The sequence below is a fragment of the Paramagnetospirillum caucaseum genome (assembly GCF_000342045.1).
Classification (GTDB): domain Bacteria; phylum Pseudomonadota; class Alphaproteobacteria; order Rhodospirillales; family Magnetospirillaceae; genus Phaeospirillum; species Phaeospirillum caucaseum.
Genome location: NZ_AONQ01000023.1, coordinates 25,698 through 48,366, shown reverse-complemented (window position 1 = coordinate 48,366; position 22,669 = coordinate 25,698). Strand labels below are relative to the sequence as shown.

The 22,669-nt window shown below is 67.2% G+C and carries 23 protein-coding genes and 1 tRNA gene; 9 read left to right on the top strand and 15 right to left on the bottom strand.

The annotated features are described in order from the left end of the window. Positions 1 to 13 precede the first annotated feature (13 nt). The 5 genes from H261_RS10215 to H261_RS10195 all read right to left on the bottom strand — a co-directional run bounded on the left by H261_RS10215 (position 14) and on the right by H261_RS10195 (position 4,415). A tRNA-Pro gene (locus H261_RS10215) sits at positions 14 to 90 on the bottom strand. 43 nt (positions 91 to 133) lie between these two features. After that, the gene (locus tag H261_RS10210) at positions 134 to 598 is read right to left on the bottom strand and encodes a DUF192 domain-containing protein (RefSeq protein WP_081608893.1); all 465 of its coding nucleotides are present in this window, start codon (positions 596 to 598) and stop codon (positions 134 to 136) included. Between the two features lie 494 nt (positions 599 to 1,092). Continuing rightward, positions 1,093 to 1,743 (bottom strand): response regulator transcription factor, encoded by a 651-nt coding sequence (locus H261_RS10205; protein ID WP_008617058.1) that lies wholly within the window; start codon positions 1,741 to 1,743, stop codon positions 1,093 to 1,095. A gap of 102 nt (positions 1,744 to 1,845) precedes the next feature. Next, entirely contained in the window at positions 1,846 to 2,448 is a 603-nt protein-coding gene (locus tag H261_RS10200) for a response regulator transcription factor (protein WP_008617057.1), read from the bottom strand. Further along, entirely contained in the window at positions 2,445 to 4,415 is a 1,971-nt protein-coding gene (locus tag H261_RS10195) for a PAS domain S-box protein (RefSeq protein ID WP_008617055.1), read from the bottom strand. Before H261_RS10195 ends, H261_RS10200 begins: the two co-directional genes overlap by 4 nt. A gap of 102 nt (positions 4,416 to 4,517) precedes the next feature. Between H261_RS10195 and H261_RS10190 the strand changes: the two genes are divergently transcribed. The 3 genes from H261_RS10190 to H261_RS10180 all read left to right on the top strand — a co-directional run bounded on the left by H261_RS10190 (position 4,518) and on the right by H261_RS10180 (position 7,595). Next, entirely contained in the window at positions 4,518 to 5,531 is a 1,014-nt protein-coding gene (locus tag H261_RS10190; protein WP_008617042.1) for a TRAP transporter substrate-binding protein, read from the top strand. 82 nt (positions 5,532 to 5,613) lie between these two features. Beyond that, a complete protein-coding gene (locus tag H261_RS10185) occupies positions 5,614 to 6,315 on the top strand; it encodes a TRAP transporter small permease (protein WP_040476172.1) in 702 nt (233 codons plus the stop codon). Beyond that, the gene (locus H261_RS10180) at positions 6,312 to 7,595 is read left to right on the top strand and encodes a TRAP transporter large permease (RefSeq protein ID WP_008617038.1); all 1,284 of its coding nucleotides are present in this window, start codon (positions 6,312 to 6,314) and stop codon (positions 7,593 to 7,595) included. The genes H261_RS10185 and H261_RS10180 overlap by 4 nt, the downstream gene beginning before the upstream one ends. A 133-nt stretch (positions 7,596 to 7,728) precedes the next feature. Here H261_RS10180 and H261_RS10175 read toward each other — a convergent pair whose 3' ends face one another. The 3 genes from H261_RS10175 to H261_RS10165 form a co-directional block, all read right to left on the bottom strand. Then, on the bottom strand, positions 7,729 to 8,085 hold the full coding sequence (locus H261_RS10175; RefSeq protein ID WP_040476171.1) for a DUF1850 domain-containing protein: 357 nt from the start codon (positions 8,083 to 8,085) through the stop codon (positions 7,729 to 7,731). Continuing rightward, positions 8,082 to 10,139: a TRAP transporter permease gene (locus H261_RS10170; protein ID WP_008617034.1), complete on the bottom strand. Its 2,058-nt coding sequence runs from the start codon at positions 10,137 to 10,139 to the stop codon at positions 8,082 to 8,084. The genes H261_RS10175 and H261_RS10170 overlap by 4 nt, the downstream gene beginning before the upstream one ends. 144 nt (positions 10,140 to 10,283) lie before the next feature. Further along, positions 10,284 to 11,222, bottom strand: a complete 939-nt coding sequence (locus H261_RS10165) for a TAXI family TRAP transporter solute-binding subunit (protein ID WP_008617032.1) — start codon at positions 11,220 to 11,222, stop codon at positions 10,284 to 10,286. Between the two features lie 76 nt (positions 11,223 to 11,298). On the opposite strand from H261_RS10165, the gene H261_RS10160 reads away from it, so the two are divergent. Further along, complete coding sequence (locus H261_RS10160) at positions 11,299 to 12,267, top strand: ChaN family lipoprotein (RefSeq protein WP_008617030.1); 969 nt, start codon at positions 11,299 to 11,301, stop codon at positions 12,265 to 12,267. A gap of 160 nt (positions 12,268 to 12,427) precedes the next feature. On the opposite strand, the gene H261_RS10155 is transcribed toward H261_RS10160, so the two are convergent. Together H261_RS10155 and H261_RS10150 are read right to left on the bottom strand one after the other, a co-directional pair. Further along, positions 12,428 to 13,342 carry a DnaJ C-terminal domain-containing protein gene (locus H261_RS10155; RefSeq protein WP_040476184.1) on the bottom strand — a complete coding sequence of 305 codons (915 nt, stop codon included), beginning with the start codon at positions 13,340 to 13,342 and terminating at the stop codon, positions 12,428 to 12,430. A gap of 232 nt (positions 13,343 to 13,574) precedes the next feature. Beyond that, positions 13,575 to 14,048: an RT0821/Lpp0805 family surface protein gene (locus H261_RS10150; RefSeq protein WP_008617028.1), complete on the bottom strand. Its 474-nt coding sequence runs from the start codon at positions 14,046 to 14,048 to the stop codon at positions 13,575 to 13,577. A 100-nt stretch (positions 14,049 to 14,148) separates the two neighbouring features. Here H261_RS10150 and pdxH point away from each other — a divergent pair, with 100 nt between their 5' ends. Both pdxH and H261_RS10140 read left to right on the top strand, forming a co-directional pair. Further along, positions 14,149 to 14,736, top strand: coding sequence for a pyridoxamine 5'-phosphate oxidase (gene pdxH, locus H261_RS10145; protein ID WP_008617027.1), 588 nt, complete (start codon positions 14,149 to 14,151; stop codon positions 14,734 to 14,736). Beyond that, positions 14,733 to 15,638 carry a cation diffusion facilitator family transporter gene (locus H261_RS10140; protein ID WP_008617026.1) on the top strand — a complete coding sequence of 302 codons (906 nt, stop codon included), beginning with the start codon at positions 14,733 to 14,735 and terminating at the stop codon, positions 15,636 to 15,638. The genes pdxH and H261_RS10140 overlap by 4 nt, the downstream gene beginning before the upstream one ends. A 28-nt stretch (positions 15,639 to 15,666) precedes the next feature. Here H261_RS10140 and H261_RS10135 read toward each other — a convergent pair whose 3' ends face one another. Both H261_RS10135 and H261_RS10130 read right to left on the bottom strand, forming a co-directional pair. Then, complete coding sequence (locus H261_RS10135; RefSeq protein ID WP_008617025.1) at positions 15,667 to 16,239, bottom strand: YqgE/AlgH family protein; 573 nt, start codon at positions 16,237 to 16,239, stop codon at positions 15,667 to 15,669. Between the two features lie 47 nt (positions 16,240 to 16,286). After that, positions 16,287 to 16,979, bottom strand: coding sequence for a c-type cytochrome (locus tag H261_RS10130; protein WP_008617024.1), 693 nt, complete (start codon positions 16,977 to 16,979; stop codon positions 16,287 to 16,289). 133 nt (positions 16,980 to 17,112) lie between these two features. Here H261_RS10130 and H261_RS10125 point away from each other — a divergent pair, with 133 nt between their 5' ends. Continuing rightward, on the top strand, positions 17,113 to 18,033 hold the full coding sequence (locus H261_RS10125) for an ethylbenzene dehydrogenase-related protein (protein WP_008617023.1): 921 nt from the start codon (positions 17,113 to 17,115) through the stop codon (positions 18,031 to 18,033). A 23-nt stretch (positions 18,034 to 18,056) separates the two neighbouring features. Here the strand turns inward: H261_RS10125 and H261_RS10120 are convergent, their stop codons facing one another. Beyond that, a complete protein-coding gene (locus H261_RS10120; RefSeq protein WP_008617022.1) occupies positions 18,057 to 18,449 on the bottom strand; it encodes a CBS domain-containing protein in 393 nt (130 codons plus the stop codon). 190 nt (positions 18,450 to 18,639) lie between these two features. Between H261_RS10120 and H261_RS10115 the strand changes: the two genes are divergently transcribed. Both H261_RS10115 and H261_RS10110 read left to right on the top strand, forming a co-directional pair. Then, positions 18,640 to 19,347, top strand: coding sequence for a DUF6901 family protein (locus tag H261_RS10115; RefSeq protein ID WP_008617021.1), 708 nt, complete (start codon positions 18,640 to 18,642; stop codon positions 19,345 to 19,347). Positions 19,348 to 19,399: 52 nt separating this feature from the next. Further along, positions 19,400 to 20,152 carry an SDR family NAD(P)-dependent oxidoreductase gene (locus H261_RS10110; protein WP_008617020.1) on the top strand — a complete coding sequence of 251 codons (753 nt, stop codon included), beginning with the start codon at positions 19,400 to 19,402 and terminating at the stop codon, positions 20,150 to 20,152. Between the two features lie 74 nt (positions 20,153 to 20,226). Here H261_RS10110 and H261_RS10105 read toward each other — a convergent pair whose 3' ends face one another. Both H261_RS10105 and H261_RS10100 read right to left on the bottom strand, forming a co-directional pair. Further along, the gene (locus H261_RS10105; RefSeq protein ID WP_008617019.1) at positions 20,227 to 21,057 is read right to left on the bottom strand and encodes an FAS1-like dehydratase domain-containing protein; all 831 of its coding nucleotides are present in this window, start codon (positions 21,055 to 21,057) and stop codon (positions 20,227 to 20,229) included. A 2-nt stretch (positions 21,058 to 21,059) separates the two neighbouring features. Further along, positions 21,060 to 22,634 carry a S41 family peptidase gene (locus tag H261_RS10100; protein WP_152426814.1) on the bottom strand — a complete coding sequence of 525 codons (1,575 nt, stop codon included), beginning with the start codon at positions 22,632 to 22,634 and terminating at the stop codon, positions 21,060 to 21,062. Positions 22,635 to 22,669 lie beyond the last annotated feature (35 nt).

Here is a 22,669-nt window from a genome sequence, read left to right as displayed (position 1 = left end):
ATCATGTTCGAAATGGTCGGGGCGAGAGGATTCGAACCTCCGGCCTCATGCTCCCAAAGCACGCGCTCTACCAGGCTGAGCTACGCCCCGACGGGCGGAAAATAAGGGGTTTGCCTGCCGAGCGCAAGGCGGCTCAACGCCCCCGCTCGAACATGGGATGGACAACCCGGTCGCCGGGCTTCAGGCCCAGCCGCCGAATGGTGCCGGCGGGAACTTCCAGCACGCCCAGCACCAGCCCGGCCGGACCGCGCGGTTCAAGGCTGCCCGGCACCGCGTACTGCTCCGCATGGATCACCCGTCCGCTCCGGTCCATGAACAGCATGTCCAGGGGAATCAGGGTGTTCTTCATCCACATGGACACCTGGCGGACCGAGCCGAAATCGAACAGCATCCCCGTGCCGGCCGGCAGGTCGCGACGGAACATCAGGCCCTGGGACAATTGCTCGGGCGTTACCGCCATCTCGACGGCGAAGGCATAGCGCTTGCCGTCCTCGGCGACCACCTCGACCCGCGACGCGCCGAAGGTCACGGACTCCGCCGCCGCCGCCGCCGAGACACCCAGCAGGACAACGATTATTGCCGCAAAGGCTCGAAACATGCCATCCCCCCATGCCAACCGATCGCCCCATGGTGCCTCGCCGCGTCCGCCGAGGCAATGCAGGATATAATACCTATAGCCTTATCCCCGTCCCCCACCTCGATCCCCACCGCCCCACCCTGCCGGGCAAGGATCGCGGCATCGCAACGACATGGTTTCCAACGGCCCCATGCCTTTGAATAAAATTTTATCCAAATGCGCTTTTAAATATAGATATAGTTATCTTAACTATTGTTGCAAATTGAAGGGGTGATTTTCCTGTTTTCAACTTGCGAGTACTTTGGTAGAGTCATGACTGTGAGCTGGACAGGGGCGAAAGCCTCCGAAGGCCAGAACCGGAGATACTGCCTTGGGGGGCCTTCCCGCCCATCCCCACCCTCCTCGGCAGGGAAGCGTAACCGCACAGTGTAACGCTTCCGCTTTCTGGTCAAACGAAGGGGCGCCGGTCACAACCGGCGCCCCTTTCATTTGAGTATTGACGCAAAGAACGCGGCTCAGTCCCCCGCCGCCTCGTCGTCGTGGATCAGCCGCCCCGATTCCTCCAGCTCCAGCACCATCCGGACCAGGGCCGACAGACTGTCGGCGGCCATCTTCTCCATGACGCGGGCCCGATGGATCTCGACGGTGCGCACGCTGATGCCCAACTCGACGGCGGCGGCCTTGTTGGACAGGCCCTGGGCGACCAGCACCATCACCTCGTACTCGCGGGGCGTCAGGGAATTGGCGCGCTCCTCGATGCCATCCAGACGCCGGCGCTCGACCCAGTCGCGTTCGCTGCGGGCCAGCGCCTTGGTCACCGCGGCCAGGAAGACCGCTTCGTCGAAAGGCTTCTCGATGAAATCGGTGGCGCCCTCCTTGAGGGCCTGGACCGCCATGCTGACATCGGCATGGCCGGTGATGACGATCATCGGCAGATCGATATTGCGGTCCTGCAGGATGCGCAGCAGGTCCAGCCCGCTCAGGCCCGGCATACGGACATCGGTGACCACACAGCCGGGGCCGGTGCCCTTCATACCCTCGGCGATGAAGCTTTCGGCATCGGGATAGGCGCGAACCACATGCCCGGAGGCCTCGAGCAGCATGCGCAGGGAATCGCGCACCGCGGGATCGTCATCCACCACATGAATCTCGGGGGCCGCAGTCATGACCGACCATTCCTCATGGAAGAAGTTCCACCAATGATAAGGCGTGATTTCGCCTGCTGAGAAGATGAACCACGACAGGCGTCTTGTAAACCCGGAGAGGCTTCAGCGGCGTGCGGAAAGAATCTGGGCCAGTTCAACCGCCGTCTTCACTCCCATCTTCTCGAAAAGATGGGCACGGTGGACCTCGACGGTGCGCATGGTGATTCCCAGATCGTCGGCGATGACCTTGTTGAGCTTGCCGGCCAGCACCTTTTCCATCACCTGCCGTTCGCGCAGCGTCAGGTTTTCCAGGCGCTGGGCCAGCGAGGCGGCGTCGGCGTCGCTGGCCTGCCGCTCGGCCTCCCAGGCCAGGGCCTCGATCACCTTGTCCACCAGTTCGTTGTCGTTGAACGGCTTTTCGACGAAATCGCGGGCACCTTTCTTCAGCGCGGACACCGCCATGGGCACGTCGCCGTGACCGGTGAGGAAGATCACCGGCAGCTTGGCGCCCATCTCGCACAGGCGGTCGAACAGTTCCAGCCCGGTCATGCCGCCCATGCGGATGTCCAGCACCAGACAGCCGCTACTGCGGAGGCTCCAGGCCGCCAGGAAATCCTCGGCCGAGACGAAACACTCGGCGGCGACGCCGCGGGACTGGAACAGCCATCCCAACGCATCCCGAATCGCTTCGTCGTCATCGACGATATAGACCACGCCCTTGGTCATCCGGCCATCTCCGGCAAGGTGAAGAGAAAGATGCTGCCGCCCTCGGGGTTCGGTTCGAACCACAGATGGCCGCGATGAGCTTCAACGATGGAGCGGCAGATGTTCAAGCCCATTCCCATGCCCGCCTCCTTGGTGGTGAAGAACGGGCTGAACAGGTTGGACGCCACCTCGGGGGCAATGCCCGAGCCGCGGTCGGCGACGCGGAGCCGGGCCTGGCCGTCCCGGCTTTGCAGCGAGATGGACAGGATGCGCTGGGCCCGGGGGGTCTGCCCCATGGCTTCCATGGCGTTGCGCACCAGGTTGAGGATCACCTGCTCGATCAGGATGTGGTCGGCCTCCACCCGGGGACGCGCCGTCTTCGGCTCCAGGGCCAGGTCGAGGTCGATGCGGATGCCGCGCTTGCGGGCGTCGGGCTCGAGGAAGCCCACCGCCCCTTCGATGATCTCGTCGAGGAAGCAGGGCACCACCATCGGCTCGCTCTTGCGCACGAAGTCGTGGATGCGGCGGATGATCTGGCCGGCCCGCTGGGCCTGCGCCCCCAGTTTGGTGAGCGGCGGCACCAGTTCCTCGGCCCTGGCGTCGCCGGCCGACAGGCGGTTGAGGCAGCCGGCGGCATAGGAGGCGATGGCCGACAGCGGCTGGTTCAGTTCGTGGGCCAGGGTCGAGGCCATCTCGCCCATGGTGATCAGGCGCGCCGTGTGCTGCAGCTTTTCCTGATGCTGGCGCGACAGCTCCTCGGCCCGCTTGCGCTCGGTGACATCGAGGACCGAGGCCATCCAGCCGGTGTGCCGCCCCTCGGAATCGATCAGCGGCGCCTCGTAGATCAGGGCGTTGAAGCGCTCACCGTTCTTGCGCCGGAACACCAGTTCGAAGCCTTCGACCGGGGCCTCGCCGCGCAGCACCGCCCGGTGCAGCTCGTAGGTGTGCTCCAGGTCCTCGGGCACCCAATAGAGCATGGGCGGCACGGTGCCCACCAGTTCCTCGGCGGTCCAGCCCACCATGTGGCAGAAGGCCGGGTTGACGTAGGTGATGCGTCCCTCCAGGTCGCGGGCCCGCATGCCGACGGTCAGCGAATCCTCCATGGCCTTTCTGAAGGAATGCTCGGTCCTGAGCGCCTGCTCGGCCGCCAGCCGCCGCCGGACGTGGCGCCGGAGCGCCCACAGACTCGACAGCGACAGGATCGACAGGATGAAGATCGCCGCCGCCAGCACGTTGCGCAGCAATTGCGGGTCGCTGTGATAGGCGATGGCCACCAGTTCCAGGCCGTGGCCGGGCGGCTCGAAGCGCAGGCTGTAGCTGGCGCCGGGCTCCGAGGGCGATAATTGCGACTTGGCGGCCACCAGGGCGCCGTTGGCGTCGATGATCTCCAGCCGGTAGGCCTGGGCGAACCACCACGGCACATGGCGGGCCAGCATGGAATCCAGCGAGAACACCCCCGCCACCGTCCCGGCGAAATGCCCGCCGCGGAAGACCGGCACCTCCACCTCGAAGCGCGCCCCCTTGCCCTCCACCGTGAAGGGCGGCCCATAGACCGGGCGGCCCGACAACCGGGCCAGCGCGTGGCTGGCCGGCCATTGGGGATCGCCGCCCGCCGCCCCGCCCGCTTCGCTCGGCGGCAGCGCGTGGAGGACGGCGCCGTCCGCGTCGCGGACGATGATCCGCTCGATCTCGGGCGAGGTGGCGATCAGGGCGCGGCCCTGCAGGCCGAACTCGCCGGAATGGGGGCCGCCGTCGCGTCCCGCCAGGTCGGCCAGCTGCTCCAGCCGCTCGACCCCCGAGGACAGGTGGAAATGCAGGTTCTGCTCCACCCACAGGATGTCCTGGATGAGGACCCGCTTCTCCTCCTCCACCTCGTTGCGGTGCAGCAGCCACAGCAGCACGCCCAGCAGCATGACCACCAACCCCATGGCGACCACGGGCATGGCCTGGATGGCGTGGCGGTCTCGCAGGGCTTTCCGGGGGCTCATGGGTCCTTTCCGCTTGTGGATCACCACAATGGCCGAGCTGCGGCCGGATTCCTATAGTGGTGTCGAATAGTCCGTACCACGGACATCTTGGGAGGAAATATCATGAAGTTGGGAACCCTGATCGCGGGGGCCATCGCCGCCTGCATGCTGGGCGGCACCGCCATGGCCCAGCAGGCCCAGCCGATCGTCATCAAGTTCAGCCACGTGGTCGCCCCCGACACGCCCAAGGGCAAGGGTGCCGAATACTTCAAGAAGCTGGCCGAGGAGCGCACCAAGGGCCGCGTCAAGGTCGAGGTCTATCCCAACAGCCAGCTCTACAAGGACAAGGAAGAGATGGAGGCCCTGCAGCTGGGCGCCGTCCAGATGCTCGCGCCCTCCCTGGCCAAGTTCGGCCCGCTGGGCGTCAAGGAATTCGAGGTCTTCGACCTGCCCTACATCTTCCCGAGCAAGGACGTGCTGCGCTCGGTGACCGGCGGCCCCCTGGGCGCCAGCCTGCTGAAGAAGCTGGAAGGCAAGGGCATCATCGGCCTGGCCTACTGGGATAACGGCTTCAAGATCCTGAGCGCCAACAAGCCCCTGATGTCGCCGGCCGACCTCAAGGGCGTCAAGATGCGCATCCAGTCCTCCAAGGTGCTGGACGCCGAGATGCGCGCCCTGGGCGCCCTGCCCCAGGTCATGGCCTTCTCGGAAGTCTACCAGGCGCTGCAGACCGGCGTGGTCGACGGCACCGAGAACCCGCCCAGCAACATGTACACCCAGAAGATGCACGAAGTGCAGAAGCACGCCACCATGACCAACCATGGCTATCTCGGCTATGCGGTGATCGTGAACAAGAAGTTCTGGGAAGGCCTGCCGGCCGACATCCGCGCCACCCTGGAAGGCGCCATGAGCGAATCCACCGTGTTCGCCAACGCCATCGCCCAGACCGAGAACGACGACGCCGTGAAGGCCATGAAGGCCTCGGGCAAGACCGCCTTCCACGACCCCTCGGCCGCCGAGATCGACGCCTGGCGCAAGGCCCTGCTGCCCGTGCACAAGGATATGGAAGGCCGCGTCGGCAAGGACCTGATCGACTCCTTCTACAAGGAAGCCGCCAAGTTCGGCTTCAAGAACTGATCACCTGACTTGAATGGGGCGCCCGCCGGGGCGTCCCATTCCCTCCACCCTTTCCATCCATCCGGCTTTCGTGGGAGGCCCCATGCTGAGAGCCCTCGATCACCTAGAGGAATGGCTGATCGCCTTTCTCATGGGCACGGCGACGCTGATCATCTTCGTCGCCGTCATGCAACGCTACGCGGCAGGCACCTCCCTGCTATACCCCATCGTCGGGCACCTGGATTTCGCCTGGGCCCAGGAATTGTGCATCATCATGTTCGTCTGGATGGCCAAGTTCGGCGCCGCCTACGGCGTGCGCACCGGCATCCATGTGGGCGTCGACGTGGTGATCAACCGCCTGAACCCCCAATGGCGGTCCAAGTTCATCGTGTTCGGCCTGCTGGCCGGCGCCACCTTCACCGGCATCATCTCGGTGATGGGCGGCCACTTCGTCATGGAGAACGGCGCCCATTACGCCTTCGTCAGCGCCTTCGGCCTGCCGGTCGGCGACCTCTACGAGGGGCCCATCACCCCGGACATGGAGATGCCCACCTGGATCGTCTATTCGGCCATCCCGCTGGGCTCGGCCCTGATGTGCTTCCGCTTCCTGCAGGTCTGCGTCAGCTTCATCAAGACCGGCGAACTGCCCCATCACGACCACGGTCATGTGGAAGGCCTGGAAGAAGACAAGACCGATCCGCAACGGGCCGCCCAGGACATCAACTGGTTCGAGATGAAGGACAACCTGCACCCCAAGGGCGTCGCCGACGACAAGGGTGATGCCGACGGGGAGAAGCGGCCATGAATTCCGCCATCATCTTCGGGCTGCTGATCACGCTGATGCTGACCGGCATGCCCATCTCCATCTCGCTGGGCCTCACCGTCCTCACCTTCCTGTTCGCCTTCACCCAGGTTCCCATCGAATCCGTGGCGCTGAAGCTGTTCACCGGCATCGAGAAGTTCGAGATCATGGCGATCCCGTTCTTCATCCTGGCCGGCAACTTCCTCACCCATGGCGGCGTGGCGCGGCGCATGATCAACTTCGCCACCGCCATGGTCGGCCACTGGCACGGCGGCCTCGGCCTGGCCGGCGTGCTGGCCTGCGCCCTGTTCGCCGCCGTGTCGGGATCGAGCCCCGCCACCGTGGTGGCCATCGGCTCCATCATCCTGCCGGCCATGGTCCGCCAAGGCTTCCCCAACCGCTTCGGCGCCGGCGTCATCACCACTTCGGGCGCGCTGGGCATCCTGATCCCGCCGTCGCTGGTGATGGTCATGTACGCGGTGGCCACCAACACCTCGGTGGGCGCCCTGTTCATGGCGGGCGTCATTCCCGGCCTGATGCTGGCCACCGTGCTGGGCGTGGTCACCTGGTACATCGCCTGGAAGAACGACTATCCCCGTCTTCCGGTCGCCAGTTGGGCCGAGCGCCTGCGCACCCTGCGCGAAGCCGTCTGGGGTCTGGCGCTGATCGTCATCGTCATCGGCGGCATCTATACCGGCATCTTCACCCCCACCGAGGCGGCGGCCATGAGCGCGGTCTACGCCTTCGTCATCGCGGTGTTCGTCTACCGGGACATGCCGCTCAAGGGAGTGGGCAAGATCCTGCTGTCCTCGGCCTCCATGTCGGCCATGCTGCTGTACATCATCACCAATGCGGTGCTGTTCAGCTTCGTGCTGGCCAACGAGAACATTCCCCACGCCATCGCCGATTGGATCGTCGGCAAGGAACTGGGCGTCATCGCCTTCCTGCTGGTGGTCAACGTCCTGCTGCTGATGGCCGGCAACTTCATGGAGCCGTCGTCCATCGTGCTGATCATGGCCCCCATCCTGTTCCCGGTGGCCATGAAGCTGGGCATCGACCCGGTGCATTTCGGCATCATGATGGTGGTCAACATGGAGGTCGGCATGTGCCATCCCCCGGTGGGCCTCAATCTCTACGTGGCGTCGGGCATCACCAAGATGGGCATCACCGAGCTGACCGTGGCGGTGTGGCCGTGGCTGCTGGCCATGCTGGGCTTCCTGGTGGTGGTGACCTACTGGCCGCCGCTGTCCATCTGGCTGCCCAAGGCGCTGGGGGTGATGTAGCCCCCTTTTTCCAAGCCTCGAGGAGCGAACCTCATCGAGGCTTGGCTAGGCCCCAGGGGCCGCGCGGCTTAGGCCGCGAAAGCCAAGGGTCGGCGCAGACGACCCGCCCGGCGACTGAGGGGCAAACAGAACTTCAGGGGCAGGCCCGCAACCGGGTCTGCCCCTTTTCCTTGTCCAGGTCCCGGCAGCGCCCCGCGACGCACAGCCGCCAGTCGGCGGTGAAATCCGAGCGGGCCAGGACGATCTCCTCCATCACGATCCCCGGGTTCCAGACCCAGCGTCCGTCCCTCAGCACCGCCTGGGGCGGCGGCTCCATGCCGGCGGCGCTGCCCAGGACCGAGGCCTGGCGGAGGATCAGGCGGCCGGAGACGGCCTGCCAGTCCTCGCGCCACTCCACCTTCTCCACCGAATGGGTCCAGGCCAGGGTGAAGTGATCCGACGGGGTCAGCAGCAGCAGGCCGGCCGCCGCGACGGCACACAATCCGCTCACGCCATGGCCGCCTTGCGCGAGCGGAGCCAGTGCCAGCCCACGAACACGGCGGCGCCCGCCGCACCCGCCTCGTCGGTGACGGGCAGCGCCACCACCAGGGAAAAGGCCGAGGCGGTGGCCAGCAGGCGCTCGGCCCAACTCAGGGGCACGAACAGATGGCCGATGGCCGCCGCCCCCCACAGGAAGATGGCCAGCACCGCCTTGGCGATCACATAGGCCGCATCGGACCAGTCGCCGGTCTGCAGCATCAGCGCGTGATCGTAGACCGCCATGTAGGGGACGACGAAACCGGCGACGGCGATACGCACCGCATGGAAACCGGTCTTCATGAACGAGCAGCGCGCCACCGTGGCGGCGGCGAAGGCGGCCAGGGCGACCGGCGGCGTCAGGTCGGCCATGATGCCGAAATAGAACACGAACATGTGCGAGACGATCAGCGGTACCCCCATCTTCAGCAGGATGGGCGCCACCAGCGACGAGGTGATGATGTAGTTGGGAATGGTGGGAATGCCCATGCCCAGTACCAGACAGGCCAGCATGGTGAGCACCAGGGTCAGGAACAGGCTGTCGCCGGCCAGGGAGACGATACCCTGGGTGACGGTACCCGCCACGCCGGTCAGCGTCATGGTGCCGATGATGACTCCCACCAGGGCGCAGGCGACGCCCACCGGCACCGCCGACCGGGCCCCCTCGCTCAGCGAGTTGACGCACAGCCGCAATGTGGCGTGATGCCCCTTGAACAGGGCGTTGGCCGCCACCAGCAGGGCGAGCACCGCCACCACGGCATCGATGCCGTAGGTGAAGAACGACGACGACACCAGGGCCAGCAGCACCCAGAACAGGCAGCGGTAGGCCAGGCCGGGCAGGCGGGCCGACAGCGGATTGCCCAGGATCACCACGGCGGTTCCGGCCAGCCCGATGGTGCCCGAGAACATGGGCGTGTAGCCCGACAGCAGCAGATAGACCAGCACCGCCAGCGGCACCACCAGGAACCATTGCCGCTTGAAGGCCCCCCAGGCGCTGGGGCAATCCTCCTTGGGCAGGCCGAGCAGCTTGCGCTTGCCCGCCTCGAGGTGAACCATCCAGAAGGCGGTCAGGTAATAGAGGATGGCGGGCACGGCGGCGGCCTTGCATACCTCGAAATAGCTGACGTTCAGGGTTTCGGCCATGATGAAGGCCACCGCCCCCATCACCGGCGGCATGATCTGCCCGCCCATGGACGAGGTGGCCTCGACGGCCGCCGCGAATTCCGGGCGGTAGCCGAATCTCTTCATCAGAGGGATGGTGAACTGGCCGGTGGTCACTACGTTGGCCACCCCCGAACCGTTGATGGTGCCCATCAGGCCCGAGGAGATGACCGCCACCTTGGCCGGCCCACCCTGGGAATGGCCCACCGTGCCCAGCGCCACGTCGGTGAACAGGCGGATCATCCCCGCCTGTTCGAGGAAGCTGCCGAACAGGATGAACAGGAAGATATAGGTGGACGAGACATAGCAGGGGATGCCGAAGATGCCCTCGGTCCCCAGGAAGTACTGGTTGACGATCTGGTCGAAGCCGTAGCCGCGATGGCCGAGCGGCGCCGGCAGATGCTCGCCGAACGCCACATAGGCGACGAAGCCCAGGCAGAGCAGCGGCAGGGCCCACCCCATCAGGCGCCGCGCAGCCTCGAACACCATGGCCACCATGATGGTGCCCACCACCAGATCGGTGGCGGAGGGATCGCCCGAGCGCTGCACCAGATCGCCCTCGTAGACCAGATGGTAGAGCGACAGGACGAAGGACACCCCTCCCAGAATCCAGGTGGCGGCGGCTTTGACCGGATTGCCCCGGTCCATGGTGGCGTAGAGAGCGAAGACCATCAGCAGCAGGAAACCCACATGGATGGACCGCACCGGCAGCGACGACAGCGGCGAATAGGCCGCCGTGACGATCTGGAAGGTGGAGAAGACGATGGCGATCCAGAAGATCGGCCTGGACTCGATGCCGTGGCCGAACACCTCACCCTTGGTGTCGATCTCGGAGGGATCGATACCGGTTCCGTTGTTCTGGCTCATCGCCATCCCCCTTCACCGTCAGACTAGTGTCATCCCGAGCATGGCGAGGAATCTCCGCCGGCACCACCGCATCCGCATGGGACACGGCGCGTCGAAACGAGATCCCTCCTCCCGATGGTCGTCAGGATGACGAGTGTGGCGACCTCACTTCAGCAAGCCGGCCTCGCGGTAGTACTTCTCCGCGCCGGGATGCAGCGGGATGGGCGATTTGGCCGCGGCCTCCGGCACGATGTCGCGCGCCGCCGAATGGGCGGCCAGCATGTCGGGCATGTTGGCGAACATGGACTTGGTCATGCCGTAGACCAGATCGGCGGGCACGCCCTCGTGGGTGACCAGGAAGTTGCGCACCGCCGCGGTGGGCACGTCGGCGGTCTGGCCGCGATAGGTGTTGGCCGGCACCGCCGAGGCGATGTAGGCCGAATCGCCGGTCTTGGCGACGGTCTCGACCGGAATCGGCACGATGACGATGTCGTCGTTGGTGGCGAGGTCGCGCAGCGAGGAAACGCCCAGCCCGGCCGATTGCAGGGTGGCGTCCAGCTGCTTGTTCTTCATCAGCTCCACCGATTCCCCAAACGGCAGGTACTGCACCTTCATATCGGCATAGGACAGCCCCGCCGCCTTGAAGATGGCCCGCGCGTTAAGCTCGGTGCCCGATTTGGGGGCTCCCACCGACACCCGCTTGCCCTTGAGGTCGGCCAGGGTCTTGATGCCCGAATCGGCGGTGGCGACGATCTGGATGTAGTTGGGATAGATGGCCGCCATGGTCCGCAGCTTCTTCAGCGGCGTCTTGTAGCCGGCCTCCTCGACGCCCTCCCAGGCCTGGGTCAGGGAATCGCCCAGGGTGAAGGCCAGTTCGCCCCGTCCCGCCTGCAGCAGGTTCAGATTCTCCACCGAGGCCTTGGTGGCCTGGACGGTGACCCGGGCACCGGGCAGGGTCTTGCCGTAGATGGACGACAGGGCGTTGCCCAGCGGGTAGTAGACGCCGCTGGTGCCGCCGGTGAGAATGTTGAGGAACTGGTCGGCGGCCAAGGCCGGCAACGCCAGGAACGAGGCCAGCACGGCCCCCACGATGACCCTCTTCATGATGCCTCCCAAGGTATTGGCTGTTCTATTAGAAGGGTTTGGTATGACCATAGCGCAACCCCTCCGCCTTGACCAGATGACCCGAACGCTCGTTCGATTCGCCGTTCTCGCCCTGGCCTGGGCGGCGCCCGCCTGGGCCGAACCGCCACCGCCACCCACCCTGCCCGGCGGCCATCCGCTGGCCGGCAGGATCTGGGCCCCCGCCTCGTCCAGATGGCTGAGCCCCGAGGACGTGGCGGAGGCGGCGCGGGGAGCCGGCATCGTGCTGCTGGGCGAGACCCACGACAATGCCGACCACCACGCCCTGCAGGCCTGGGTGGTGCGGGAGTTGGCCGCCGCCGGCCGCCGGCCGGTGGTGGCGCTGGAGATGGTGGACACCGACCGGCAGGCCGCCATCGACCAGGGCGTCGGCGATTCCGCCGGCCTGGGCGCGGCGCTGGACTGGGAAAAGCGCGGCTGGCCTGACTGGGCGCTGTACCGCCCCATCGTCGAGGCGGCGCTGGCGGCGCGCGGCGAGATCAAGGCCGCCAACCTGCCCCAGGACCTGACCCGGCGCATCGCCAGGGGCGAGCAGGGCGCCGAAACGGATGGCCGCTTCGGCCTGGACCAGCCTTTGCCCGCCGCCGAGGAGAAGACCCTGGCCGCCGACATCCGCGAGGGCCATTGCAACATGCTGCCGGAAAAGGCGGTGGCCCCCATGGTCCGCGTCCAGCGCGCCCGCGACGCCGCCATGGCCGAGGTGATGGCCGATCAGGCGTCACGGCCCGAAACCGGGCCGGCGGTGCTGATCGCCGGCGCCGTCCACGCCCGCGCCGACCGGGGCGTCCCCGCCCGCCTGCACGCCATGGTGCCCGGCATTCCCATGCTGGCCATCGCCTTCCTGGAGGTGGAGGCCGGCAAGACCAGACCCGCCGCCTATGGCGAAGCCTTCGGCACCGGAACGCCGCCCTTCGACATCGTCTGGTTCACCGGCCGCGCCCGGCGGGACGACCAGTGCGCCCTGCTGGAAAAGCACATGAAGAAGAAGGAGGAGGCCGGGAAGTAGAAGGATATAACGCCCGATCTTTCATTTGATCCGTCATTCCGACGACCATCGGGCGGAGGAATCTCGTTCTGATCCGGTTTTCCCGGCTTGGGACCAGCATTCCAGGCGGAGATCCCTCGGCTCGTGCCTCGGGATGACAAGCCTTTTCAAGCACCGGCTCTCAGACGATCCCCGCCTTGGCGCGGGGGTCGTAGCCGTGGCGCGGCCCCCATTTCTCCACCAGCTGGCGGAAATCGGCATCGTCGGGCAGCACCACCGACAGGGTGACCAGCTGGTCGCCGCGCGTCCCGTGGGGACCGGCGATGCCCTTGCCCTTGAGGCGCAGCACCGCGCCGGTGTTGGAGCCGGGCGGCACCGTCACCATCACCTTGCCGTCGATGGTCGGCACCGGCACCTTGCCGCCCATCACCGCTTCTTGCACCGTCACCGGCAGGTCGAGCAGCACGTCGAGGTCGCGGCGCTTGAAATAGGGGTGTTCCTCCACCTTCAGTTCGATGAAGGCATCGCCCGGCAGCGCGCCGTCGTCGGCGCCGTGGCCCTGGCCCTTGAGGCGCAGCGTCTGGCCATCGGTACTGCCCGGCGGAATGCGCACCTCGACGGTGCGGCCCGACATCAGGGTCACCCGCTTGGTGCCGCCTGCCGCCGCCTCCTGGAACGGCACGGTCAGGGTATGGCGCACATCGCCACCCCTTGTCCTGGCCTTGGCGTGCGCCTGGGACTGGCCCTTCTGCTTGCGGCGGAACAGCTCGGCCAGGATGTCGTCCACGTTGTCGCCGAAGCCGCCGAAGCCCGCCCGGGGGTCGCCCGCTCCCGCCCGGGGGCCGGAGCGCGAACGCCAGGCGCCGCGCTTCGGCGAGCCCGAGGCGTCGATCTCGCCGGAATCGAACTGGGCGCGCTTGGCCGGGTCCGACAGGAAGTCGTAGGCGGCGGAGATGTCCTTGAACCGCGACTCAGCCTTGGAATCGCCGGGATTGAGGTCGGGATGAAGCTCGCGCGCCAGGGCACGGTAGGTCTTCTTGATCTCGTCGTCGGAAGCGGTGCGGGCCACGCCCAGCACCAGATAAGGGTCCTTCACCGCGTCGTCATCCCGGCTGCAATGGAAAATGGGCGGCACCGCCAACCCGTGACCATGCCGTCTTTCCGGTTAAGGAAGCGTGACTTATACCATATCCCGCTGATCGAAACCGATCAGCGGCGCCCTCAGCGGCGGGCGGGTTTCTCCGAAACCCTTGCCTTCCGCGGCAGAAGCCGCGCGGCCCCTTGGGCCTGACCAAATCCCGATGAGTTCGGCTCATTGGGATTTGGTATTAGTTCACCGCGCTCCACGAACCGTCGGGTTGCTTGCAGGCGGTGCCGTTGACCACCTCTTCCTTGCCGTCCACCAGGATGGTCGACTTGAAGTCGCGGCAGGTGCGCCCCTGGGCATCCCTGGTTTCGCTCACCGGCGTCACCGTGCCGGACTTGCCCGATTGGGGATTGCTCCAGGCGACGGTCTCCCCCACCGGGGCGTCGGCGGCCTTCTCCTCGGCCTTCATCACCTCTTCCTTGTCGGCCTTGTCCAGGGTCTTGCCCAGTTCCGAGCCGGCATAGGCGCCCAGCGCCGCGCCCAGGGCGGTCATCAACAGCCGGCCGGTACCGCCGCCGAACTGCGAGCCCAGCAGGCCGCCGCCGACGCCGCCCAGGATGGCGCCGGTGGTCTGGCCGACCTTGGCGTTCTCGCAGGCCCCCAGCAGCGACAGGGCGAGGAGGGCGGAAACGATCTTGGGAGCAAGGGGGCGCATGGGGCTCTCGCTGAAAAGGGGGTATGCGACGAAACGTCTACCATATGCCCCTGAATCTGGGCATTTTGAGGGCGACGCGTCAACACCCGCCGGTGAAAGAATGTCCACACCCGAAGCCGATCCCCTGGTCCTGTTCCACAAGTGGATGGAAGAGGCCGAGAAGGCCGAGCCCAACGACCCCAACGCCATGGCCCTGGCCACCGCCGACGCGGAAGGAAGGCCCAGCGTGCGCATGGTGCTGCTGAAGGGCGCCGACGCGGCCGGCTTCGTGTTCTTCACCAACCTGGAAAGCCGCAAGGGCCAGGACCTGGCGGCCAACCCCAACGCCGCCTTGTGCATCCACTGGAAGAGCCTGCGGCGCCAGATCCGTGCCGAGGGCGCCATCACCCGGGTCTCGGACGAAGAGGCGGATTCCTACTTCGCCACCCGGGCGCGGGCCAGCCAGATCGGCGCCTGGGCTTCCATCCAGTCGCGGCCGCTCACCGGCCGGTTCGAACTGGAGAAGCGGGTCGGCGAGTTCGCCGCCAAATTCGGCCTGGGCAAGGTGCCGCGCCCGCCCCACTGGTCGGGCTTCCGGCTGGCGCCCCGGCGCATCGAGTTCTGGCACGACCGGCCGTTCCGCCTGCACGACCGCTTCGCCTATGTGCGGGGGGAGGACGGCTGGCGGTTGGAGCACCTCTACCCATGAGCGGCGCGCCCCGCGACCATGAACGGCTGATGCGGCTGGCCACCTACGCCTCGACCGCCACCGCCGCCGTACTGATCGCCGTCAAGCTGGCCGCCTGGGTGGCCACCGGCTCGGTGGCTCTGCTCTCCACCCTGATCGATTCCACCCTGGACCTGGCGGCCTCGGCGCTCAACCTGATGGCGGTGCGCCACGCCCTGGTGCCGGCCGACGACGACCACCGCTTCGGCCACGGCAAGGCCGAGGCCCTGGCCGGGCTGGGCCAGGCGGCCTTCGTGGTGGGCTCGGGCGGCTTCCTGCTGGCCGAGGCCGGCAGCCGCATGATCCATCCCCAGCCCGTCAGCCACGGCGAATGGGGCATCGCGGTGATGGTGTTCTCCATCCTCGCCACCCTGGCCCTGGTGGGCTTTCAGCGCATGGTGGCCAAGCGCACCGGGTCCCTGGCCATCTCCGCCGATTCGCTGCACTACACCGGCGACCTCTTGATCAACGCCAGCGTCATCGTCTCGCTGCTGCTGGCGGCGGGGACCGGCTGGCCGCTGGCCGACCCGCTGTTCGCCATCGGCATCGCCGGCTGGCTGATGATCAACGCCTGGCAGATCGCCCGGCTGTCGCTCGACACCCTGATGGACAAGGAGATGCCGGAAGCCGACCGCGAGCGTATCCGCGCCATCGTCGCCACCCATCCCGGCGTGCAGGACCACCACGACCTGCGCACCCGCACCTCGGGCCGCCAGGGCTTCATCCAGCTCCATCTCGAACTGCCCGGCGACCTGGCGCTGATCGAGGCCCACCGCATCTCCGACGAGGTGGAAAAGGCCCTCCTGGCCGAATTCCCCGGCTTCGACGTGATCATCCACGAGGACCCGGTCGGCATCCGGGAGAACCGGACGGAGTTCAAGTAGACCCTGTCCGGTTCAGGCTGAACCACCTTCAGGCGTGGCCGGCGTCCGAGGACAGCAGGCCGACATCGATGCCCAGCTTGTGGATGGCCCGCTCGTATTTGTGCTCGAGGTCGCGGCCGAACAGCAGGACCGGATCGGCGGGCACGGTCAGCCAGGCGTTCTCGCGGATTTCCGAATCCAGCTGCCCCGAGCCCCAGCCGGCATAGCCCAGCGCCAGCAGGCTTTCGCGCGGGCCGCAGCCATCGGCCATGGCGCGCAGCACGTCCACCGTGGCGGTCAGCGCCACGTCGCCTTCGACGATCATGGTGTTCTCGTGCTGGTAATCGGCGGAATGCAGCACGAAGCCGCGTCCGCTTTCCACCGGCCCGCCGAAATGGATGCGGGTCCGCTCGCAGGCCGGCGTGGGGAAAATGTCCAGCTGCTCCAGCAATTGCGGGAAGGTCAGCCCGCCGAACAGCTTGTTGACGACGATGCCCATGGCCCCGTCGGCGTTGTGGGCGCAGAGATAGACGACGGAGCGGGCGAAGCGCGGGTCTTCCATCTGCGGCATGGCGATAAGGATCTGGCCGGCCAGATAGCCGGTGGTCTTCTGTGTAGTCATACCAATTCAGATATTCCGGCCGGGGCCCGAGCGCAAGCCCGGACGCGTCAATCCTGCAGGCTGGACAGGAAGGCCCAGAGGTTTTTCCACTCCTCGGGACTCCTGGCCTTCATGATCTCGATATCGTCATGCTGGCGCTTGCCGCTGAGGAAGCTGTCCACCTGGGTCTTGAGGTAGGGGATGAACTGCGGCGCCAGGGCCGGCTTCTTCAGACGGCCCTGGCCCTTGTTGCCGTGGCAGGGGCCGCAATCGGCGGCATAGAAGGCCTTGCCAGCCTCGGCGTCACCCGGCTCGCGCGGGATCTGCAGCACCTTCTTCATGATCTGCAGGCGGGCGTAGCCGTCGGCGGGCATGTTGGCCGGCGGCTTGGTGTCCAGCTTGATCTCGGACAGATAGCGGGTGACGTCCAGCACGTCGCGCTCGGACAGTTCGCGGTCCACCGCGAAGGGGATCATGGGAATGTTCTCGCGCTCGCGGCTCTTGAACTTGCGCATCTGCTCGGCCAGATAATCGGCGTTCAGTCCGCCCAGACGGGGATAGGCGCCGCCACCGCCGCCGTTGCCCAGTTCGCCGTGGCAACCGGCGCAAATGCGCATGACGTCCTGGGCGTTGTCCTTGTCGTATTCGTAGGGCTGGCCCTTGATCATGATCGGCGCCTGCTGGGCCTGGGCGGCGGCGGACAGCGCGACGAGCCCGGCCACCACCACTGCGGCCAATCCCTTGCCCAACCCGATCCTCATGGCGCCCATCCTCCGAAATCATGCCGCTCGGGCACTGGTTACGTGTGCCGGACCGGCTTTGCATTGAGCAAGGTCAAGTCACCGGCCTTCACCCTGTGGTTAGGTCCCCTCCCCTTTGACCAGGAAGACCGCCATGCAACGCACCGCCCTTTCCGTCCTGATGGTTCTTGCCGCCACCCCCGCCCTGGCCCTCGACTGGGCCGGCGTCCCGGCCAAGGAGGTGGTGCTGTTCTACCCCGGCCAGTCGTCGCTGGAATGGGTGCTGTCGGGCGATCACGGCGGATCGGGCAAGGTGAAGAGCGGCAAGGCCTGCAAGGAATGCCACCTGGGCGAGGAAAAGGACATGGGCGCCACCCTGGTGTCCGGCTCCAAGAACGAACCCGCCGTCATTCCGGCCAAGCCCGCCGCCATCACCGCGGGGGTCAAGGTGGCCCAGGAGGGCGGCAAGCTGCACGTCCGCCTGGAATTCAAGGAGGGCGCCCAGCCCAATTCCAAGATGGACCCCGACTTCGCCACCAAGGTCACCCTGATGCTCGACGACGGCAAGCTGCCCGAGGCGGCGCAGGCCGGCTGCTGGGGCACCTGCCACGAGGACGCCGCCAAGATGCCGGCCGGCGGCGGCGCCGACCGCACCAAATACCTGAACCGCACCCGCGCCAAGCCGGGCCGCCAGGGGGCCGGCGACGAACTGGTGGCCGCCGCCGATCTGGAGAAGATGCAGGCCTCCGGCCAGCTGATGGAATACTGGCAGGCCCGCCTGAAGCCGGGCGCCGCCGCCCAGGCGGCCGGCGGGACCATTTTCGACAAGCGGACCGAGGTCAAGCCCTCGCCGGTCACCGCCGAAGCCTCCCTGGCCGGCGACACCTGGACGGTGACACTGTCGCGCCCGCTCGCCGCCTCGGCGCCGTTCAAGGCCATCGAGGCCGGCAAGACCTACAATGTCGGCTTCGCCATCCATGCCGGCCATACGGCGCGGCGTTTCCACTACGTGTCGCTGGAGCACTCGCTGATGCTCGACAAGGGCGACGCCGACCTGATCGCCGTGAAGAAGTAGTTTCCGGCCGGGAATTGGGGGGCTTAGGCCCCCCGCTTCATGGCCTTGACCAGATCGCCGATGGATACCAGGCCCAGCACTTCGCCGTCCTTGACCACGGGAATGTGACGGCAGCGGGTCTCGGTCATGATGTCGAGGATTTCCTCGACGCTGTCGCCGGCGGCGCAGGCGACCACGTCGCGGCTCATGGCGTCGCCCACCGACATGGTGACGAGATCGGCCCCCATCCGGGCGAAAGCCCGGGCGACGTCGCGTTCGGACAGGATGCCGACGATGCCGCCGACTCGATCGGCGCAGATCAGCGCTCCGATGTTCTTCTCCAGCAGCACAGCCGCCGCTTCACGCAGGGCGACGCTGGGCGCAATCTGATGGATCGTGCGCCCCTTGTCGGCCAGCACATCGGAAATCCGCATCATCCCCTCTCTTTCCAGGCCTCTTGTCCAGCCCCCAGACATAGCAGTCCGATACGAATGGATTATCCTGAGATAGGTAATAGGCCGTATCCAGCCTGCTAACAAAGTGCGAATGCCGCCTCTCCATCCGAAGGTGGAGAATTCGGCCGTTAAGGATCATCATGGGTCGACAGAGCCCGGAAATGGTCAGGCCATGGATACCGACGCCACCACCATCACCTACCGCTTCACCATCGACGGCGGCACGACGGAAACGGTGTCCCTGACCATGCGGCAGGCCGACTTCACCATCGAGCCATCAGAACAGCCGCTTCCCCACTGGACGGCCCTGGCGTTCCATCCCTGCAAGGATTGCCCCCTGCCCCCCGATGAGGGCGCGATCTGCCCCTTCGCCGGCGTGCTGTCCGGCTTCATCGGGCGCTTCGACCGCTATGACTCGTTCCAGATGGCCGACGTGGAGGTGATCTCGCCGCTGCGGACCGTCACGTCGCGCCGGTCCCTGCAGCAGGGCATGGCCTCGCTGGTCGGGCTGGCCGGCGCGGTCTCGGGCTGCCCCCGCCTGGCCTTCTTCCGGCCCATGGCCCGCTTCCACCTGCCCTTCGCCAGCGAGGAGGAGACGCTGTTCCGCATCTTCTCCACCTTCCTGCTGGGCCGCTATCTGGAGGCCGGCGGCAACGGGATGATCGGCCTGGACGTAGCCGGCCTGCGCGAGCACAGCGCCGCCGCCGAGAAGGTCAACCACGGCATGGCCGACCGCATCCGCGCCGCCTTCACCAAGGACGCCGTGGTCAACGCCATCGTCATCCTCGACATCTTCGCCCAGGCGGTTCCCTATGTGATGAACGACGCACTGGCGGAATTGCGCTACCTCTACGGCCTTGACCGGCCTCAAGGTTCCTGAGGGCCAATTATGACCTTCTGGGGGCACCCTTCCCCCCATAAGGAATACCCCCATGACCAACTCCCTCGACGGCAAGATCGCCGTCGTCACCGGCGCCAGCAGCGGCATCGGCCTGTCCATCGCCGAACGCTTCCTGGCCGAAGGCGCCAAGGTCGCCGTGTTCGCCCGCAACGCCGCCGCCCTGGCCGAGATCGCCAAGGGCCGCGAGGATTCCGTGCTGGTGGTGACCGGCGACGTCACCAGCCAGGCCGACCTGGACCGGCTGGTGACCGAGACCGTCAAGCGCTTCGGCGGCATCGACATCGTAGTGCCCAATGCCGGCATCGCCAAGGTGGTGCCCTTCGAGCAGAGCGACGCGGCGGCCATCGACCACCAGTTCGGCGTCAACTTCACCGGTGCGGTGCAGACGGTGCGCGGCTTCCTGCCCCATATCCGCAAGGGCGGCTCGGTGCTGTTCGTCACCACCTTCCTAACCCAGGTGGGCTTCCCCGGCCTGGCCATCTACAGCGCCAGCAAGGCGGCGCTGAAGTCGTTCTCCCAGACCCTGGCCGCCGAACTGGCCCCCAAGGGCATCCGGGTCAACTCCGTCGCCCCCGGCCCCATCGCCACCCCCATCTGGGGCGGCATCGGCCTGCCGGCCGACGTGCTGCAGGCGGTGGCCACCCAGGTGACGGCGCGGCTCATGCCCGGCGCCTTCGGCGAGCCCGGCGATATCGCCGCCACCGCCGCCTTCCTGTGCTCGGACGGGGCCAAGAACATCTGGGGCCAGGAAATCGTCGTCGACGGCGGCTACACCATCGGCTGAGTTAAAACGTTGGTGGGCGGGACGTCCGTGCTCCTGGCAATGGGCCGGAGCGCGGGCGTCCCGCCCGCATGACGTCAAGCGGCCTCCACCTCGGCACTCATGGCCAGATCGCCCTGGTGGTCCACCGCCCACAGTTCGGCTCCGCCCGGCACCGGGCGCCCACAAACCTCGAACGGGTGGATGTCGAACAGCGGGCGTTTCGCCCGGAAGCGGAAGCCGGTGACCCGGGCGCCGGAATTGTGGCGCAGGAACAAATCCATCAGCAGGGTGGCGATCAGCGGCCCATGGACGATCAGGCCGGGATAGCCTTCCACGTCGCGGCAATAATCGCGGTCGTAGTGGATGCGGTGGCCGTTGAAGGTCAGCGCCGAATAGCGGAACAGCAGCACGATGTCCGGCCGAACCGTCCGTCGCCACGCCGCCCCGGCCGGAGCGGCTTCCGGCGGCGGCGGCGCGTCGCCCGGCCGGGGCGCCGCGCGGTAGACGATGTGGTGCGTCTCGGTCAGCGCCGACCCGCTCCCGGTGGAAATCTCGTGCTCGACCCGGACGAACACCATGGGGCCGGAGCGTCCGGTTTTTTCCGTCACGTCGGCGATGGTCGAGCGCCGGGTGATGGCCGCCCCCACCGGAATGGGCACGGTAAAGGTGAACTCGCCGCCCGCCCACATGCGCCGGGGCAATTCCACCGGCGGCAGGAAGCCGCCCTTGTGGGGGTGGCCGTCGGCGGCGATGTCGCGCTGCAGCGCGCGGGGCAGGAAATAGAGCCAGTGGCCGAGCGGCGGCACCTCGCCCGCCGTCCACGGCGGCTCGGCATGGTCCAGGGTGGCGGCGAGACCGCCGAGCGGCGCCGGCGCCGCCAGGTCGTGAAGAATCTCGGTCCGCCCGATCCAGTCGGCAAGGTTCATGATCAGTGGGAGCCTGTTTCCGGTGACGGACGGGTCTGCAGCGCCTCCAGCCCCCTGCTGGGGGCCGAGGCCGCCAGGGCGCGGGCATGGGCGGAGCGGTTGGCCAGCAGCCGGTCGGCCAGATCCATCTCCAGCTTGCCGTCGACCCGCCGGGATGGCGGGCAGGTCTCGCGCAGGCGGTGGCGCAGTTCGATGTCGTCGATGCCGGTGCCGCGCCACACCGCCAGGGTCTCGGCCGGCTTGCCCGGCAGGATTCCGCGCCCGGCGCCCTCGACCATCTGGGCCGCCGATTGGGTGGTTCCGCCCGAGCACAGCGCCGGCAGCACGCCCAGCCCGTGCAGGGCATAGCCCGACGGCGCGTGAAAGCGCGACCAGGTCAGGGTGATCTCGCCGTCGTTGGGCAGGCGCACCACGGTCTGGACGGTGCCCTTGCCGTAGGAATTGGTGCCGATCACCACGGCGCGCCCGGAATCCTGCAGGGCGGAGGCGACGATTTCGGCCGCCGAGGCCGAACGCCCGTCCACCAGCACCACCAGGGGCAGGTCCTCGCCGATATCGCCGGGCTTGGCCTCGAAGCTGTTGGCGGCGGCGGGATGGCGGCCCCGGGTCGAGATGATGGTGCCCTCGGCCAGAAACAGGTCGACCACCGCCACCGCCTTGTCCAGTAATCCGCCGGGATTGCCACGCAGGTCGAGCACCACGCCCTGCAAGCCGGCCCCCAGCCGGGTGCGGACGTCCTTCAACTGGTTCTCCAGGCTGTAGGCGGTACGCTGGTTGAAGCTGGTGATCTTGAAATGGGCGATGCCGCCGTTGATGGCGGTGGTCACCGTCTGGGGCACGATCAGCGAGCGGCGCAGGGTGAATTGCAGCATCTGGCTGTCGCGGCGCAGCGCCACCAGGACCTCGGTGGCGACGGCGCCGCGCAGGCGGGCGGACAATTCGCCGCGGTCCAGCCCCTTGACGGGTTCTCCGTCGATGGCGGTGATGACGTCGCCGGCCCGCAAGCCCAGCTTGGCGGCGGGACCGTCATCGACCACCTCGACGATGCGGGCATCGCCGTCGATCAGGTCGAACTTGATGCCGATGCCGCCGAAGCCCGAACGGTTGGAACGGTGTTCCCTGGCCTCCCTGGCCCCGGCATAACGGGAGAACAGGTCGGCCTTGCCCAGCGCGCCTTCGAACACCGCCTGATAGAGGCGTTCGGAATCGGCCTCCCGCAGGCGCCCGGACACCTGCGAGGCCTCCAGCGCCGCGTTGACGGTGATGCGCGCCCACCCCACCGCGTCGTCGGGCGGGGCGGCGGGATAATCGGCCACCACCTTTTCAGTGGTGGACAGGCGCAGCCGCCCCTGCTCCAGGGCCACCGCCAGTTGCGGATCGATCTCGGCCAGGCCGCGCAGCCCGTCCAGCGCGATGGTCTGGGCGGTCACCGGCTGCAGGTGGCGCTCGACGATGGCGTCGAAGCCGAAGGCGATGGTGCGTTCGGCCTCGCCCGCCACCCAGCCGGCGGCGGCGGGGTGGGACAGGAGGCAAAGCGCCAGGGCGAACCCGGCTCCCATGGGCGTGGATCGGATCATCCCGGCGATTATGCGCAAGGCCACCCTCGGGGGTA